15 protein-coding genes are annotated in these 16,116 nt (G+C 71.7%); 11 read left to right on the forward strand and 4 right to left on the reverse strand.

Annotated features, from left to right (window positions below; genetic code table 11):
- Nucleotides 1-43: 43 nt before the first annotated feature.
- Nucleotides 44-970 carry an acyl-ACP desaturase gene (locus AB0J87_RS10840; protein WP_350726712.1) on the reverse strand — a complete coding sequence of 309 codons (927 nt, stop codon included), beginning with the start codon at nucleotides 968-970 and terminating at the stop codon, nucleotides 44-46.
- Nucleotides 971-1,047: 77 nt separating this feature from the next.
- Here AB0J87_RS10840 and AB0J87_RS10845 point away from each other — a divergent pair, with 77 nt between their 5' ends.
- The gene (locus AB0J87_RS10845) at nucleotides 1,048-1,512 is read left to right on the forward strand and encodes an NUDIX hydrolase (RefSeq protein ID WP_363964150.1); all 465 of its coding nucleotides are present in this window, start codon (nucleotides 1,048-1,050) and stop codon (nucleotides 1,510-1,512) included.
- 26 nt (nucleotides 1,513-1,538) lie between these two features.
- Here AB0J87_RS10845 and arfB read toward each other — a convergent pair whose 3' ends face one another.
- On the reverse strand, nucleotides 1,539-1,946 hold the full coding sequence (arfB, locus tag AB0J87_RS10850; protein ID WP_185073280.1) for an alternative ribosome rescue aminoacyl-tRNA hydrolase ArfB: 408 nt from the start codon (nucleotides 1,944-1,946) through the stop codon (nucleotides 1,539-1,541).
- A 146-nt stretch (nucleotides 1,947-2,092) separates the two neighbouring features.
- Between arfB and AB0J87_RS10855 the strand changes: the two genes are divergently transcribed.
- The 3 genes from AB0J87_RS10855 (at nucleotide 2,093) to AB0J87_RS10865 (ending at nucleotide 5,176) form a co-directional block, all read left to right on the forward strand.
- On the forward strand, nucleotides 2,093-2,914 hold the full coding sequence (locus AB0J87_RS10855; protein ID WP_363964153.1) for a hypothetical protein: 822 nt from the start codon (nucleotides 2,093-2,095) through the stop codon (nucleotides 2,912-2,914).
- The gene (locus AB0J87_RS10860; RefSeq protein ID WP_363964155.1) at nucleotides 2,911-3,510 is read left to right on the forward strand and encodes an HAD family phosphatase; all 600 of its coding nucleotides are present in this window, start codon (nucleotides 2,911-2,913) and stop codon (nucleotides 3,508-3,510) included. Before AB0J87_RS10855 ends, AB0J87_RS10860 begins: the two co-directional genes overlap by 4 nt.
- Before the next feature lie 118 nt (nucleotides 3,511-3,628).
- The gene (locus tag AB0J87_RS10865) at nucleotides 3,629-5,176 is read left to right on the forward strand and encodes an alkaline phosphatase D family protein (RefSeq protein ID WP_363964156.1); all 1,548 of its coding nucleotides are present in this window, start codon (nucleotides 3,629-3,631) and stop codon (nucleotides 5,174-5,176) included.
- Nucleotides 5,177-5,417: 241 nt separating this feature from the next.
- On the opposite strand, the gene AB0J87_RS10870 is transcribed toward AB0J87_RS10865, so the two are convergent.
- Entirely contained in the window at nucleotides 5,418-7,163 is a 1,746-nt protein-coding gene (locus AB0J87_RS10870) for an efflux RND transporter periplasmic adaptor subunit (protein ID WP_363964158.1), read from the reverse strand.
- Nucleotides 7,164-7,339: 176 nt separating this feature from the next.
- Between AB0J87_RS10870 and AB0J87_RS10875 the strand changes: the two genes are divergently transcribed.
- Genes AB0J87_RS10875 through AB0J87_RS10900 form a run of 6 tightly spaced genes read left to right on the forward strand, consistent with a single transcriptional unit; the run spans nucleotide 7,340 to nucleotide 13,252 of the window.
- Nucleotides 7,340-8,473, forward strand: a complete 1,134-nt coding sequence (locus AB0J87_RS10875; protein ID WP_363964160.1) for a biotin/lipoyl-binding protein — start codon at nucleotides 7,340-7,342, stop codon at nucleotides 8,471-8,473.
- Nucleotides 8,470-9,213 carry an ABC transporter ATP-binding protein gene (locus AB0J87_RS10880; protein ID WP_350726726.1) on the forward strand — a complete coding sequence of 248 codons (744 nt, stop codon included), beginning with the start codon at nucleotides 8,470-8,472 and terminating at the stop codon, nucleotides 9,211-9,213. The genes AB0J87_RS10875 and AB0J87_RS10880 overlap by 4 nt, the downstream gene beginning before the upstream one ends.
- Nucleotides 9,210-10,484 carry an ABC transporter permease gene (locus AB0J87_RS10885; protein WP_363964162.1) on the forward strand — a complete coding sequence of 425 codons (1,275 nt, stop codon included), beginning with the start codon at nucleotides 9,210-9,212 and terminating at the stop codon, nucleotides 10,482-10,484. Before AB0J87_RS10880 ends, AB0J87_RS10885 begins: the two co-directional genes overlap by 4 nt.
- Before the next feature lie 10 nt (nucleotides 10,485-10,494).
- Nucleotides 10,495-11,040 (forward strand): hypothetical protein, encoded by a 546-nt coding sequence (locus AB0J87_RS10890; protein WP_363964164.1) that lies wholly within the window; start codon nucleotides 10,495-10,497, stop codon nucleotides 11,038-11,040.
- The gene (locus tag AB0J87_RS10895) at nucleotides 11,037-11,732 is read left to right on the forward strand and encodes a response regulator transcription factor (RefSeq protein ID WP_350726732.1); all 696 of its coding nucleotides are present in this window, start codon (nucleotides 11,037-11,039) and stop codon (nucleotides 11,730-11,732) included. Before AB0J87_RS10890 ends, AB0J87_RS10895 begins: the two co-directional genes overlap by 4 nt.
- A gap of 47 nt (nucleotides 11,733-11,779) precedes the next feature.
- Nucleotides 11,780-13,252 (forward strand): HAMP domain-containing sensor histidine kinase, encoded by a 1,473-nt coding sequence (locus AB0J87_RS10900; RefSeq protein ID WP_363964166.1) that lies wholly within the window; start codon nucleotides 11,780-11,782, stop codon nucleotides 13,250-13,252.
- A 128-nt stretch (nucleotides 13,253-13,380) separates the two neighbouring features.
- Here the strand turns inward: AB0J87_RS10900 and AB0J87_RS10905 are convergent, their stop codons facing one another.
- Nucleotides 13,381-14,757 (reverse strand): FG-GAP and VCBS repeat-containing protein, encoded by a 1,377-nt coding sequence (locus AB0J87_RS10905; RefSeq protein WP_363964168.1) that lies wholly within the window; start codon nucleotides 14,755-14,757, stop codon nucleotides 13,381-13,383.
- A 120-nt stretch (nucleotides 14,758-14,877) separates the two neighbouring features.
- On the opposite strand from AB0J87_RS10905, the gene AB0J87_RS10910 reads away from it, so the two are divergent.
- A complete protein-coding gene (locus tag AB0J87_RS10910; RefSeq protein WP_363964170.1) occupies nucleotides 14,878-16,107 on the forward strand; it encodes a cytochrome P450 in 1,230 nt (409 codons plus the stop codon).
- The last annotated feature ends 9 nt before the right edge of the window (nucleotides 16,108-16,116 follow it).

Below are 16,116 nucleotides of genomic sequence, written 5' to 3' on the forward strand. Positions count from 1 at the left end.
GCCGGATGGCAGCGACGTGCCTCGGGGGCCGGGCGAAGGCGTGTCAGCGGGCGGCGGCGCGCGCCCGGCGCTCCTCGCGGCGCTCGACGAACCTGGCGGCCGTGGTCTCGGTCTTGGCCAGGAACGCGGACAGCTGCTCGCGGGCCTGCTCGCCCTCGGCGTCCAGCCCGGTCTTGTCGAACACCGACCACTGCTTCAGCACCGGCATCAGCACGTCGTCCAGGTGCAGGCGCAGGTCGTAGATGCCCTCGTTCGCGATGATCATGGCCTTGCGGGTGAACCCCTCGATGCCCGAGCCCGGCATCTGGAACGTGGTGACGACGTCGGTCACCGCGCGCATGGTCTGGTTGGGGTCCAGCTCGAAGGCGGCCTTGAGCAGGTTGCGGTAGAAGAGCATGTGCAGGTTCTCGTCGGCGGCGATCCTGGCGAGCAGGCGCTCGCAGCCCTCGTCGCCGGAGGCCTTGCCGGTGTTGCGGTGCGCGATGCGGGTGGCCAGCTCCTGGAAGGAGACGTACGCGAGCTGCTGGAGCATGGTGCCGTACTCGGTGGTGAAGCCGTTCTCCATGTGGTGCATGCGGGCGCGCTCGAGCGCCACGGGATCGACGGCGCGGGTGACCGTGAGGTAGTCGCGGAGCGCGGTGCCGTGGCGGTCCTCCTCGGCCGTCCAGCGGTGCACCCAGGTGCCCCAGGCGCCGTCGCGGCCGAACGTGCTGGCGATCTCGTGGTGGTAGCTGGGGAGGTTGTCCTCGGTCAGGAGATTGACGATGAGCGAGATGCGAGCCGCCTCGGGGATCTTGGAGTCGCCTTCCTGCCACGCCTCGCCCCCGTAGATGCCGTCGAAGTCGCGGCCCTCGCTCCACGGGATGTACTCGTGCGGGAACCACTCCTTCGCCATCGTGTGATGGCGGTCGAGCTCCACGGCCACCACGGGCTCCAGCTCGTGCAGCAGCTCCGTCTGAGTCATCGCCATAAAAGATCTTCTCCTTCAGGTTACGGTACCGTAGGTTAGGCTACCGGAAGGACATACCGGTCAAATAGGGTGTCCCTATGCGACCCAGCGTCCGCGGTGTCCTGCTCGACCACGACGAGCGGCTGGTGATCTTCCGTCGTACGGTTCCGGGACGCGACGTCTATTGGAGCATCCCCGGAGGGCATGTCGAACCGGGGGACGACACGCTGGAGCACACCCTGCACCGGGAGCTGCTCGAGGAGCTGGGCGCGACCGTCTCGGCGGTGACGCCCCTGGTCACGCTGTCATACCCGTGGAAGGGCGAGCTCAAGACGCAGCACGTCTACGGCTGCCGCCTGGTGGCGATGGATCCGGGGCTGCGGCACGGGCCCGAGTTCGAGGACCCGTCGCGGGGGCTGTACGAGGTGGAGCGGGTACGGCTGAACCGTTCGGAGATCACGTCCCGGCACCTGGTCCCCGAGCCGGTGGCGGACTACCTGTCGACCACCATCACGGACCTGCCCCGCCTGATCGGCCAGGGCTCAGGGCCCGATCAGGGCTGAGGGCTCGGTCGGGGCTCACGGCCCCGCTAGGGTTCGCGGCGCAGGCGCTTCAGGTCGGAGCGCTGCTTCTTCGCGGCGATGCGGCGCTCGACGGCGCCGCGGCTGGGCTTGGTCGGGCGGCGGCGCTTCGGCGGCGGGGCGATGGCCTCGCGCAGGCGCTGGGCCAGGCGGTGCGCCGCGGCCTCCCGGTTGCGCAGCTGGGAGCGGTATTCGGAGGCGGCGATCGTGATCGTCGGGGACCCCAGCCGGTCGAGCGCCCTGGCCTTGAGCGCGGGCGGCAGCGCGGTGCTGGCGGCCACGTCGAAGACGAGCTCCACGCGGCTGTCGGTGGTGTTGACGCCCTGGCCACCTGGGCCCGACGAACGTGAGAAACGCCAGACGAGCTCGACGTCGGGAATGACGATCGAGTCGTTGACGATCAGCGGGCCGGGCATGGGCGGGACTCCTGTTCTCTTACCAGCATTAACAGTAAATGGGTGATATATGCCGCGCGCAACGGCATTTTGCCTATCCGCTCGATGGCGGACTGCAAGCGACGTGTGCCACCATCGCGCGTGGAGATCACGGGTGGGGAGGCGCTGTGACCGCGATCGTCGGCGTGCACGGGATCGGCAAGTACAACTACTACCTCGAGGCGGGACGGTCCGCGACCGGGGCGGCCGAGGCCATGCGGGTCAAGTGGGACCGCTACCTGCAGGTGGCGCTCGGGGGCGAGGCGCGGCCGTACTTCAGCGAGGTCGCCTACTTCTCGCACCACCTGCACAGCGGCAAGGGCGGCGAGGAGGAGGCGAGGGCCGCCGCGGCGGCGGAGGGCCAGATCCAGCAGGTGCTCGTCGCCTGGGCGAAGAACCTGGGCGTGGGCGAGCACGTGACGGGGGCGCTCAAGTCGTTCACCGGCTGGTTGCTCGACCGGCTGGACGGCAGGTCGGCGGCGTTCGCCAAGCTGTTCGCGCCGGAGGTGGCGGCGTACCTCACGGACGAGGGCAAGCGCGAGAGGTGCCGGCAGGCCGTGGCCGACGCGATCAGGCGCAACCGGCCCAAGGTGGTGATCGCCCACTCGCTCGGCAGCGTGGTCGCGTACGAGACGCTCTGGGGCGACCCCAGCCTCCGGATCGACCTCCTGATCACCCTGGGCAGCCCGCTCGGCATGCGCAACGTCGTCTTCGAGCGCCTCCTGCCCGCCCCCATCAACGGCCATGGCGAACGCCCCCCGGGCGTCAGGCGCTGGGTGAACATCGCCGACAAGGACGACATCGCCGCCATCCCGCCCAACCTGGCCGTCAGCTTCACCGGCATCGACGCCGAAGAGCTGGTCAACCTGGACTGGATCGACTTTCACACGGTCGAGAAGTACCTAGGTTGCCCGGCGCTCGACCCGCATCTGCGACCATTCCTGGCATGACGTGGATTGTGTTCGACTACGGCGGCGTCCTGTGCCTGCCCCAGCTCGAGTCCGACAACGAGGCCATGGCGCGGGCGGTGGGCGCGGACCCGGACGCGTTCCGGCACGGCTACTGGGAGCACCGCCTGGAGTTCGACCGGGGGAGCCTGGGCCCGCTGGACTACTGGTCGGCCGTGCTGGACCGGCCCGTCACCCGGTCCGAGCTCGCCCGCCTGGTCGCCATGGACGTCGCGAGCTGGGCGTACCCGAACGAGAGCACGGTCACCCTGCTCGGCGAGCTGATCGGGGCCGGCCGTGACGTGGCGCTGCTGTCCAACATGCCCGTCTGCGTCGGCGACGGCCTGGACGAGCTGCCCTGGATCGCCGAGGTCGGCCACCGCTTCTACAGCGGCAGGATGGGCCTGGTCAAACCCGACCGGGAGATCTACGACGCGATGGCCCGCGCGCTGGGCGCCGACCCGTCCGAGGTCGTCTTCATCGACGACCGCGAGGAGAACGTCGAGGGCGCCGAGCGCGCGGGCATGACCGGCGTGCACTTCACGGACGCGGCCACGCTCCGCGGAACGCTGTCTGGCGTTCACGGAGCCATCGGATGAACGCTCAGTGAGGTCATCGGCCGAGGCCGAACCTCGCGAACAGGACGACTGATGCTGTTCACCCGTGCTTGACTCGGCTGTCACGGCCGGGTCAGCGCGGGCGGACATACCTGTGAACGTGGACCGCAGAGCCTTCCTGACAGCGGCGACAGCCGGACTCCTCCTCCCCCAGACCGCCACACCGGCGGCAGCGGCCAGAACCCTCAGATCCGACCCGTTCACGCTGGGCGTGGCCTCCGGCGACCCGTCGGCCGACGGCTTCGTCCTGTGGACCAGGCTGGCGCTCGACCCGCTGGCCGGCGACGGCCGCGGCGGCATGCCCGCCCGTGACGTGGACGTGGACTGGCAGGTCTCGGCCGACGAGCGCTTCTCCAAGATCGCCAGGTCCGGTACGGCCACCGCCAGGTCGCGCGACGCCCACAGCGTCCACGTCGAGCTGGACGGGCTGGAGCCGGGGCGCGAGTACTTCTACCGCTTCAGAAGCGAGGGCAGGCTCTCCCCGGCGGCCCGCACCAGGACGACCCCCTCCGGGGAGACGCCGCTCAACTTCGCGGTGGCGGCGTGCGCGCACTACGAGCACGGCTACTACACGGCCTACCGCCGCCTGGCCGAGCAGGAGCCCGACCTGGTGGTGTTCCTCGGCGACTACATGTACGAGTACGGCCCCAGCGGCTACACGGCGCTGGCCGGCCGCGTACGCACCCACACGCCCGGCAAGTGCGAGACGCTCGCCGACTACCGGCTGCGGCACGCCCAGTACAAGAGCGACCACGACCTGCAGGCCGCGCACGCGGTGGCGCCGTGGCTGGTGGCGTTCGACGACCACGAGGTGGAGAACAACTGGGCCGGCCCCGTCTCCAGCACGAACGCGCCCGGCTTCACCACGCGCAGGACGCACGCGTTCCGGGCGTACTACGAGAACATGCCGCTGCGCCGCGCCAGCCTCCAGGGGGCGGTGCTCAGGGTGAACCGGCGGATCTCCTGGGGGACGCTGGCCCGCTTCCACCTGCTGGACACCCGGCAGTTCCGCGACGACCAGGCGTGCCTGGACGGCGTGCGGGCCGGGTGCGACGACCGGCTGGCGTCGGGGCGGACGCTGCTCGGGTCCGACCAGTGGCGCTGGCTGGAGAGCGGCCTGCGCGGCTCGACCACCCGCTGGAACCTGCTGGGGCAGCAGATCATGATGGCGCAGCGCGACTACAAGGTCGGGCCCGGGCGCGAGGTGAACCTGGACTCCTGGGACGGGTACGCCGCCGAGCGGACCCGGCTGCTGGGGTCGCTGGCGGGCACCGAGAACCCGGTGGTGCTGACGGGGGACGCGCACATGCACCACCTGGCCGAGCTCAAGACCGACTTCGACGACCCGGACTCGCCGGTGGTGGCCAAGGAGCTGATCGCCTCGTCGATCGCGAGCGACGGCGACGGGTACCGGGACCGGACGTGGATCGCGGAGGCGCTGCAGGAGAACCCGCACATCTCCTTCATCGACCAGCGGCGGGGGTACCTGATGGCGCGGCTGACCCGGGATGAGCTTTCCGTCGATTACCGGACATTGGACTACATCTCCCGGCGGGGCGCGCAGGCGAAGACCGCTCACCGGCTCACCATCCCCGCGACCACCGGTCCCGCGGCCGCCGGCCGGGCGGGCGCACCGCGCGTCGGCTGAACGTTTGCTGGGAGCAGCCTGAAAATCCGCTCAACCACGCGCACGCCCGGCGGGCCGGCCGCGCTCCCGGGCGCGTTTGCCGCGCCCACCGGAAGCGCCGGGTGGCGCCGCCGGTGGGCGCGCCGGGCCGGGGCGGCACGCGCCACGTGCGGCCCTGCCCGGGACCCGGCGGGAGAGGAGGTGCCGGGCCGGTCCAGGGGGGTCAGGCGCCGGACCAGGGGGTCAAGCGCCGGTCCAGGGGTTAGGCGCCGGGCCAGCTCGCGTCCGGGAACTCGCCGTTCGTCGCGCCCGACATGACCACTTCGTCGCTCTCCTGCAGCCCTGAGGTCACCTCCACGTACTGGTCGCCGCGGACGCCCGTCCGCACCACCTTCGCCGAGTCCCGTCCGCCCGCCCGAACCGTGACCACCTGGGCGCCGTCCGACCTGCTGCGGACCGCCGAGGCGGGCACGTAGATCGCGTCCGCGGCCGTGTCCGTGGTGACCGTCACCGAGGCGGTCTGCCCGAGCATGAGCCCGGTGGGCGGCTCGTCGAAGGCCAGGGTGACCGAGTAGCGGACGAGCTGGCCGCTCACCGTCGCGGTCGGCGCGATGGCCGTGATCGTCCCCTCGTACTGCCGGCCGTTCCGGGTGGCCAGGGTGATCCGGGCCTTCTGGCCGAGCTTGAGCCGGTTCACGTCCGACTCGGTGACCATGGCCTGGACCTGCAGCTCGTTGAGGTCGCCGAGGCTGACGAAGGTGCCGGTGCCTGCCTGGTCGCCGACCGCGCCCGCCAGCGACAGCACCGTGCCCGCCGCGGGGGCCACGATGCGGGTCGCCCGTACGGCGTCGGCGGCCTGTTCGAGGGCGGCCTGCGCGCGGTCCACGTTCGCGCCGGCCTGCTCCTCGCTGACGCCGCCCTGACCCTGAGCCTGGCCCTGGCTCTGGCTCTGGCTCTGGCCCGCGGAGCCCGTGCCGCGGTTGCAGGAGGACTGCGCGTTCGGCCGGGCGGCGCCGTCGGTCGGCCTGGTGCTCGCTCTCGCCGACGGCTTGCCGCTGCCCGTGGGGCGGCCGGTCGCCGACGGCTTCGCGCTGGTGGACGGCTTGCCGGAGCTCGTGGCGGACGGGGTGGCGTCCGAGGTGGGACGGCTCCCGGACTGGTCGGAGCCCCCGCCCGGGGTGCCGCCTTGGGGAGCGCCGCCGGTCGGGGCGGCGGTGACGGTCGTGGTGACGGTGGCCGTCACAGTGGCCGTCACGGTGACCGTGACCGTGGGCTGCGGCTCGGGCCCGGGGCCGGTGGGGCCGGGGTCCGTGGGCACGGAGGTCGGAGTGCTGGTGGGGCGGGGGGTGGAGCCGGTGGCCGGGCTCCCGTTGTTCAGGGACACGCCCTGGGTGGGCGGCGCCGTCGGCCCGAGCGCGCCGTTCGCCCCATTGCCGCTCGCCCCGTTGCCGCCGACCGCGCCACCGCTCGGCCTGCCCGCGGGCGTGGCCGTACCCGTGGCCGTACCCGTGGCCGCGCCCGTGGGGGTCGCGCCTCTGGTGGGTGTCGCCGAACCAGCAGGTGTCCCGCCGGCGGACGTGGCCGGCGTGGCGCCGTTCCCGGACGGCGTACAGGCCGCGGGGCCGGCGGCGGTGGTCGGGGACGCCGCCTTCTCCTGGGCGTCCTCCAGGGCTTCCTCGGCGGCGGCGAGATCGGCCTTGGCCGCCGTGTACGCCTCCCGCGCCGACCGCCCGTCGACTCTGGCCAGCACCTGCCCCTTCTTCACCTTGGTCCCGACTTTGACGTACACCTTGGTCAGCGTCCCCGAGGAGCCGAACGCCAGGTCCCTGCGCGAGCCGTCCACGGTGTTGCCCGCCGCGCTGACCGTGGCCGTGACCTGGCCGCGCTGCGCGGCGGCGAGCCGTACCTGGACGGTGGGCGGTGCGTCGTCGCGCAGCGCCAGCGCCAGGCCGGACCCGGCCACGAGCACGGCGAGGGCGAGGCCGCCCAGCGCGAAAGTCGGTCTCATGGCGGCCCATCCTGGCGAAGCCGGCTCGTGCCAGGCTGCGAGCAGCCTAAGAGTTACCTGTGTACCTGGAGGGACCCCCAGGTTGTCAGCGAACGTTCAGCTCGCTCGCGGCTCCGGCGCAGCCTGGTGTGCAAGGGTCACCGCCTGTGAAGGTGTCCACAAGGCGCAGAGCGCTGATGACCAACGGAGCGCTGGTGGTGCTCCTGCTGGGCGGTGCCGCGCTCGCGTACGCCCAGCTCGGCACGGGACAGGCGGCGGGCCAGACGGCCGTCAGGACCGTGACCGCGAGCCGCGGCTCCGTGGTGGCCTCGGTGTCCGCGTCGGGCGCGGTCGAGAGCTCCAAATCCAGGGCCCTCTCGTTCGGTACGACGGGGACGGTCGAGAAGGTCTACGTCAAGGCCGGCGACAAGGTGAGCAAGGGCGACCTCCTGGCCAGGATCGACGACGACGCCGCGCAGGAGAGCCTGTCGGCGGCCAAGGCCACGTACGACGAGGCCGTCGACGACGGGACCTCGACGGCCCAGCTCTACGCCGCCTACATCAAGGCCCGCAACGCCTACCGGGAGGCCCAGCGCACGGTCGCGGCCACCGTGCTGAAGGCGCCGTTCAAGGGCACGATCACGGCGGTGAACGGCACGGTCGGCGGCAGCAGCTCGGGATCGGGCTCCGGATCCGGCTCCGGGTCGGGTTCGAGCGCGGCCTCCGGCCAGGGCACGGGCCAGTCCTCGGGCTCCGGCGGCGCTCAGAGCTCCGGCGGCTTCGTCGAGCTGGCCGACACCGGCAAGCTGCAGCTCGTGGGCACCTTCACCGAGTCCGACGTCGGCAAGCTCAAGAACGGCCAGGAGGCCACGGTCACGTTCGACGCCCTGCCGGGGGTGACCGCCACGGGCAAGGTCACCCAGATCCAGCCGGTCGCCTCCACCAGCAACAATGTCGTGCAATATCCGGTCACGGTGACGTTCACAAAGGTCCCGGGCCAGGTGCGGCTGGGCCAGACGGCCACGGTCGAGGTCGTGGTCGGCCAGGCCGACAACGTCGTCACCGTACCCTCGACGGCGGTCTCCACCAGCGGCGGCCAGACCACGGTCACCCTGATCAGGAACGGCACGCAGACCAGGACCCCGGTGGAGGTCGGCGTGCAGGGCACGACGCTGACCGAGATCAAGTCGGGCGTCTCCGAGGGAGACCAGATCGTGCCTCCGGCGACCACGACGAGCACCACGGGCGGCAACCTGCGCTTCGGCGGTGGCGGCGGCTTCCCCGGCGGTGGCGGGGTGCCCGGCGGCGGCGGTCCGGGAGGCGGGCGATGACGGCCCCGGACGTTCCCCCTGTCCTGCGCGTGAAGGACCTGGTCAAGGAGTACGGCGAGGGCGACGCGAAGGTCCGCGCCCTGCGCGGCATCAGCGTGGACGTCGAGCGCGGCGACTACGTCGCCATCATGGGCGCCTCCGGCTCCGGCAAGTCGACCCTCATGAACATCCTCGGCTGCCTCGACATTCCCACCTCCGGCACGTACCTGATCGACGGCGCCGACGTGGGACAGCTGGACGAGCGCCAGCTCGCCATCCTGCGCAACCGCAGGGTCGGGTTCGTGTTCCAGTCGTTCAACCTGATCCCGCGCATGAGCGCGCTGGCCAACGTCGAGCTGCCGCTGGTGTACGGCGGCATCGGCCAGGCCGAGCGGCGCAGGCGGGCCCTGGCGGCGCTGGACCAGGTCGGGCTGACCGACCGCGTGCACCACGAGCCGAACCAGCTCTCCGGCGGCCAGCAGCAGCGCGTGGCCGTGGCCAGAGCCCTGGTCACCGCGCCCGCGCTGCTGCTGGCCGACGAGCCGACCGGAAACCTCGACACCGCCTCCACGCACGACGTCCTGGAGATCCTGGACCGGCTCAGCGAGTCGGGCCGCACGATCGTGCTCATCACCCACGAGAACGACGTGGCCGCGCACGCCAAGCGGGTGATCAGGCTGGTGGACGGCGAGATCGTGGAGGACCGCCGCCAGGGCCCGGTGGACGGCCCGCCGCCCCGGATGGCGGGAGCGGCCCGGTGAACCAGCTCGAGATCCTCCGCTTCGCGCTGCGCGGCCTGCTGGCCAACAAGATGCGCAGCTCGCTGACCACGCTCGGCATCCTCATCGGCGTCGCCGCGGTCATCATGCTGGTCGCCATCGGCGAGGGCTCCTCGCAGAGCATCCAGCGCAACATCCAGCGCCTCGGCGCCAACACCCTGACGATCTCCCCGCAGTTCTCGGGCGGTGGCGGTGGCGGTGGCGGCGGCGGCGGTGGTGGCGGCGTCGTGCGGGCGTCCGGCGGCGGCACGAACACCGGCCCGCGCACCCAGGCCAGGCAGCTCAGCCTGCCCGACGCCAAGGCGCTGACCGACAAGACCCTGGCGCCCTCCGTCAGAAGCGTCTCGCCGGTCGTGACCGCCTCCTCCTCGACGGCCACGTACGGGGCCGCCAGCCACGCGATCTCGCAGTTCGTCGGCACCTACCCCAGCTACTTCGAGGCCGTCAACAAGCCGGTCACGAAGGGCACGTACTTCTTCAACGACGACGTGCTGGCCGCCAGGAAGGTCGTGGTGCTCGGCCAGACCGTCGTGGAGGAGCTGTTCGGCACCGTCGATCCCATCGGCAAGCAGGTCAGCGTGTCCGGCGTGCCGTTCACGGTCGTCGGGGTGCTGAAGGAGGCCGGGTCCACCGGCATGCAGGACGCCGACGACGTGGCCATCGCGCCGTTGCCCGCCGTACAGCAGAGCCTGAGCGGGTTCGGCTCGCTCAACTCGATCGTCGTGCAGGCGTCCGGGGCGGAGACCACGACGGCGGCGCAGGCCGAGGTCACGGCCATCCTCAACCAGCGGCACGGCATCAAGAACGACAACGCCGACTACCGCATCCTCAACCAGGCCACCTTGCAGGAGACCGTCAGCGCGGCGACCGGCACCTTCACCGTGCTGCTGGGCGCCGTGGCGGCGATCTCGCTGCTGGTGGGCGGCATCGGCATCACCAACATCATGCTGGTGACCGTCACGGAGCGCACGCGCGAGATCGGCATCCGCAAGGCGATCGGCGCGCCCAGGAGCGCGATCCTGGGCCAGTTCCTGCTGGAGGCCACGCTGCTGAGCTTGGTCGGCGGGCTGTCCGGGGTGCTGGTGGCGTTCATCGGGACCAGGTTCACGGTGGCCGGCATCGAACCGGTCCTGGTGCCGTCGTCGGTGGCGCTCGCGCTGGGCGTGTCGGTGGGGATCGGGTTGTTCTTCGGCAGTTATCCCGCCAACCGGGCGGCCAAGCTGAGGCCGATCCAGGCCCTGCGCCACGAGTAAGGAGAATGACATGGCCCAGCTCGACGACTCCTCGCCGTACCCCGACGACCTGAAGGAGGAGCTCGCCGTCCAGCCGCGGAAGGGCGCCTCCAAGCTCACGCTGGCGTTGGCCGCCGGCGTCGTGCTGGTGGCCGGTATCCTCATCGGCATTCAGGCCGCCAACCTGTTCGGCTCGCCGGCCGCCTCCGCCGCCGGGGCGCAGCAGCGCCCCATGGGCGGCGGGTACGGCCAGCAGCAGGGCGGTTTCGGCCAGCAGCGTGGCGGATCCGGACAGCCGCCCGGTTACGGTGGAGGCCAGCGGATGGGCGGCGGCGGGGGAGGCACCATCGGCACCGTCGAGAAGGTCGAGGGCGGCAAGGTCTACGTGAAGACCATGGACGGCTCCACCGTCACGGTCGCCACCGACGACCAGACGACCGTCCAGATCTCCAAGCCCGGGAAGGTGACCGACCTCCAGACCGGCACCACGGTGGTCGTCCGCGGCCGGCAGGGCGGCGACGGTTCGGTGACCGCGACGTCGATCACGCAGGGGAACCTGGGAGGAGGCCCGCGATGACGCGCGAGCCCGAAGCCCGGCTGCTGGTGGTCGACGACGAGCCCAACATCAGGGAGCTGTTCTCGGCCAGCCTGCGCATGGCCGGCTTCGAGGTGCTGACCGCGGCCGACGGCATGGAGGCGCTGCGGGTGGCCGAGGAGAGCTCACCTGACCTGGTGATGCTCGACGTCATGCTGCCCGACCTGGACGGCCTGGCGGTCGCGGGCAGGCTGCGGTCCCGCGGCCGCCGGGTCCCGGTGCTGTTCGTGACGGCGAAGGACACCCCCGAGGACCGCATCGCGGGGCTGGGTCTGGGCGAGGACTACGTGACCAAGCCGTTCAGCCTGGAGGAGGTCATCGCCAGGATCCGCGCGGTGCTGCGCCGGACCCGGCGCGGCGTGCCGCCGCCCAACCGGATGCGGGTGGCCGACCTGGAGCTGGACGAGGAGAGCCACGAGGTGTGGCGCGACGGCATCCCGGTGAAGCTGTCGCCGACGGAGTTCAGGCTGCTGCGGTACTTCATGCTCAACGTGGGCCGGGTGCTGTCCAAGACGCAGATCCTCGACCACGTCTGGAACGGCGACTGGCGCACCGACGTCGGCCTCGTCGAGTCGTACGTCTCCTACCTGCGGCGGAAGGTGGACACGGGGGACCGCAAATACCTGCACACGCTGCGCGGGGTGGGCTACATCCTGCGCCCGCCCCGCATATGAGCGGCGCCGTCTCTCCCGCTCAACACCTCCGCGCGAAGGGCGCGGCGGTGCGCAAACACCTGGCCAGGTCCCCGCTGTGGCTGCGGCTGGTGTCGGCGACCCTCCTGCTGGTCACCCTCGCCATCACCGTGACCGGCCTGTTCGCCGTACGCCTGATGCGCGGCTACCTCGTCGAGCGCGTGGACCAGCAGCTGCTCGCGGCCAGCCGGCCGCTGCGCGAGCCGCCCCCGCCGCCCACCGACCAGCCCCGTCCCGGCACCCGCCCGCAGCGTTTCTTCGGCCTGTTCTACGCGGTGATCCTCGACTCCACCGGCGCTCCGATCAGGACGCTCAGCGAGTCCACCGAGGACCACACTCCCGCCCTGCCCAAGCTCGACCTCGCCACGGTCCTGGAGCTCCACGGCCACCCCTTCACCGTCGAGTCGCGCGCCGCCGGTGGCCCGAGCTGGCGCGTCACCGCCGTGCCGGTCCGGGACGGCGAGACCCGGGTGATCGCCGTCAACCTGAACGACGTGGACGCCACGGTCTCGCAGCTCGCCCTGATCGTGGGGGTCGCCGGCGGCGGCACGCTGGTGGTGCTCGGGTTCGCCTGCTACTGGCTGGTACGCCGCAGCCTGCGCCCGCTCCGCGAGATCGCGCGTACGGCCAAGGACATCGCGGGCGGCGACCTGTCCCGCCGCGTGCCCATGTGGGCGGCCACCACCGAGGTCGGCAAGCTCGGCCGCTCCCTCAACGGCATGCTCGCGCAGATCGAGTCGGCGGCGCGCGAGCGCGAGGCGGCCGCAGAGTCGGCCCGCCAGTCCGCCACGGCCGCGCGGCGCTCCGAGGAGCTGATGCGCAGGTTCATGGCCGACGCCTCCCACGAGCTGCGCACGCCGCTGACGTCGATCAGGGGGTTCGCCGAGCTGTACCGGCTGGGGGAGGAGAAGGACCTGGCGGAGGCCGTACGGCTGCTGAGCCGCATCGAGGGGCAGGCGGCCCGCATGGGGCTGCTGGTGGAGGACATGCTCCAGCTGGCCCGCCTCGACCAGCGGCGGGAGCTGGCCCGGCGGCCCGTGGACCTGCTCAGCCTGGCCGCCACCTCCGTCATCGACGCCCAGACGCTGGCGCCGGACCGCAGGATCGAGCTGGTGCGGCTGTTCGGGGGTGAGGGGGACGTGACCGTGACGGGGGACGAGTCGCGGCTCGGGCAGGTGATCAACAACCTCGTCACGAACGCCCTCACCCACACGCCGCCCGGCACGCCCTTCCAGGTGCGGGTCGGGCTGGACGGTGACCAGGCCGTGGTGGAGGTGGCCGACGAGGGGCCCGGCTTCCCGCCGGAGGTGGCCGAACGCGTCTTCGAGCGCTTCTACCGGGCGGATCCGGCGCGGAGCGCGGGCGGGTCGGGGCTGGGGTTGTCGATCGCGGCGACGCTGGTGGAGGCGCACGGGGGGATCGTGATGGCGGAAGGCTCACCCGGCAAGGGCGCCCTCTTCCGCATCATCCTCCCCACCACCGCCACCCCACCCCCCACCTGACCACCCGCCCCCGCCACGGCCGCCCCCGACACCGCCACCCCCGTCACGCTCGGCCCAAACCCCGCCCCTGGCGATCCCCACCCCACGCCGTCCCTCGGAACTCAGCACGTCGGCGGCCTGGGAGCGGCTCAGCCGAAGGTGTACCCGTACAGCCCCGTGCCCTTGCTGAGCCGGCGCACCTTGCCCAGCTTCAGCCCCGCCTTCCGGGACCCGGGAGCGTACATGACCAGCCCCTGGTCCGGCGCCGCCACCACGAGCCCGTACAGCGGCCGCCGCGCCCCCAGCGCCCGATAACGCTCGCTCAGCGGCAATGCGGCCAGGGCGGCCCCGAAGTCCCGCCCCTCGCCCTTGATCAGCAGGTTCCCCACCCGCGTCAGCCCGCCGGACGCCCGCCCGGCCAGCACCTGGACCGCCTTCTCCCCGGGCACGCCGATGGCCAGCTCGTCGTGCCCGTCCCCGTTGAAGTCCCCGGCGGCCAGCGACGCCCCGAACCGGTCGTAGTACCGGGGCACCCCCTTGAGCGTGTTCTGCGACCACGCCTCGCTCTTGCGGGTGGTCAGCCCGCCGCGCGACCCGTACAGGACGTCCACGGTGCCGTCGCCGTAGTCCATGGCCCGCTGGTTCGCGCTGAGCCCCTCACTCGGCACCCCGATGGCCAGGTCGGCCCGCCCGTCCCCGTTGAAGTCGCCCGTGGCCAGCGAGGCCCCGAACGCGTCCCACTTCTCGGAGGCCCCCTTGATGCCGGGGCTGCTCTGGGTGAGCAGCCGCGCCCGCTTCGCCCGTACGTCGGCGACGGTCACCGACCCCTGCCCGTCCAGCGTGACGCTGTCGGCGGGCGCGCCGACGACCAGCTCGTCCTTGCCGTCCCCGTCGAAGTCCCCGGTCGCCAGCGCGGCGCCCCACTGGTCGGTCACGTTCGCCGCCTGCCGCACCCACGACGTCTTCTGAGTGATCTGGTACGGCTTGCGCCCCTTCATCCAGTACACCGTCACCGCCCCGCCCGAGCGCTGGCTGGGCGCGCCGACGACCAGTTCGTCCTTGCCGTCCCCGTCGAGGTCACCGGCGGCCAGCGCCGCCCCGAACCGGTCGCTGGACGGCTTGGCCGGCGCCAGCTCCTTGCCCGGGACCAGCCCGCCGACCGAGCCGTTGAAGATCTGGACGACCCCGTTCCCGTCCCCGCCCGGCACCCGCGCCCCCACGAACTCCTCCGACACCCCGACCGCCAGGTCGGCGCACTTGTCCCCGTTGAAGTCGCCGACGGCCAGCGCCGATCCGAACGAGTCACCGGGTTCGGCGCCGTTCTGGGTGAGCTTCACCTTCTTCCCGGACCCGTACATCACGGTCACCGACCCGGCCCGGGAGTCGTCGTAGGGCGCGGCCACGGCGAGGTCGGGCCGTCCGTCGCCGTCGAAGTCGAGAGGGTGCCCGCCGCACGCCCGTGCCGCGGCGGGAGTCGTGCCGGAGGCGAGAGGGAGAACCAGGCAGGCGGCGAGGAGAAGGTTCATAACGGAAGTAATGTCCACACAGGTCGAACCGTGCCTGAACAGCGCGAGAACGGCCCAGGAGAGCCGGATGCACATCGCTTGGCGATCCACGGCGTGGTGGGAACGTGCCAGGATAGACGCGTGGACATCGATCTCGCGGATCTGGATTTCTGGCGTAAGCCGCCCAAGGAGCGTAACGAGGCGTTCGCCCGGCTCCGGCAGGTGGAGCATCCGGTGTTCTTCCCCGAGAAGAAGGTGCCGTTCCTGCGCTCGGGCAAGGGTTTCTACGCCCTCGTACGGCACACGGACGTGGTCGAGGCCAGCCGCAACGCCAAGATCTTCTCCAGCGAGCCCGCCGTCACCAACCCGGAGCCGCCCGGCTGGGTGAAGCAGGTGTTCGGGGAGTCGATGGTCAACATGGACGACCCGCGCCACGCCCGCCTGCGCCGGATCGTCACCCGTTCGTTCAGCCCGAAGATGCTGGCCGGCCTGCAGAGCGACATCGAGGCCGCCTGTGCCCGCATCGTCGACGACGTCGTCAGGGACGGGCCGCGCGACTTCGTCGCCCAGGTGGCCGCCCGGCTGCCCATCCATGTCATCTGCGACATGCTGGACATCCCGCAGGAGCTGCGCGAGAAGGTCCACCAGCACGTCGACATCTCCACCGCGTACACCGGTGTGCGCCCCAGCCTGGCCCGCAGCGTCCAGATGGCCGGCCAGAACATGCTGGCCCTGCTCGCCCTGCAGCGCATGGTCATCAAGCTCGGCCACGAGCGCGTCGCCGACCCCAAGGGCGACCTGGTGTCCCTGCTGGTCAACGCCAACCCCGACGGGGAGAAGCTGGCCGACAAGGAGCTCGGCTCGTTCTTCTCGCTGCTGCTGGTCGCGGGCAACGAGACGGCCCGCAACACGATGGCGCACGGCATCAAGCTCCTCACCGACAACCCGGCGCAGCGCGAGCTGCTGATGAGCGACTTCGACACGCACATCAACGGCGCGATCGAGGAGATGGTCCGGTACGTGTCGCCGATCATGCAGTTCCGGCGCACGGTCACCGAGGACTACTCGCTGCGCGGGCTGGAGCTGAAGAAGGGCGACAAGGTCGTCCTGTTCTACGGATCGGCCAACCGGGACGAGTCGGTCTTCCCTGACGCCGACACGTTCGACATCACCCGCGAGACCAAGCCGCACGTCGGCTTCGGCGGCCCCGGGCCGCACTTCTGCCTCGGCGCCAACCTGGCCAGGCAGGAAATGCGGACGATGTTCCGCGAGCTGCTGACCAGGCTGCCCGACATCCGCTCGGTCGGCGAGCCCGACCTGCTGCTGTCGAACTTCGACAACAGCGTCCGGGCCCAGCCGTTCACCTTCTGACGCTGTGAC

Origin of the sequence: Nonomuraea sp. NPDC049625, assembly GCF_040675285.1 — a bacterium.
Taxonomy (GTDB): Bacteria; Actinomycetota; Actinomycetes; order Streptosporangiales; family Streptosporangiaceae; genus Nonomuraea; species Nonomuraea angiospora_A.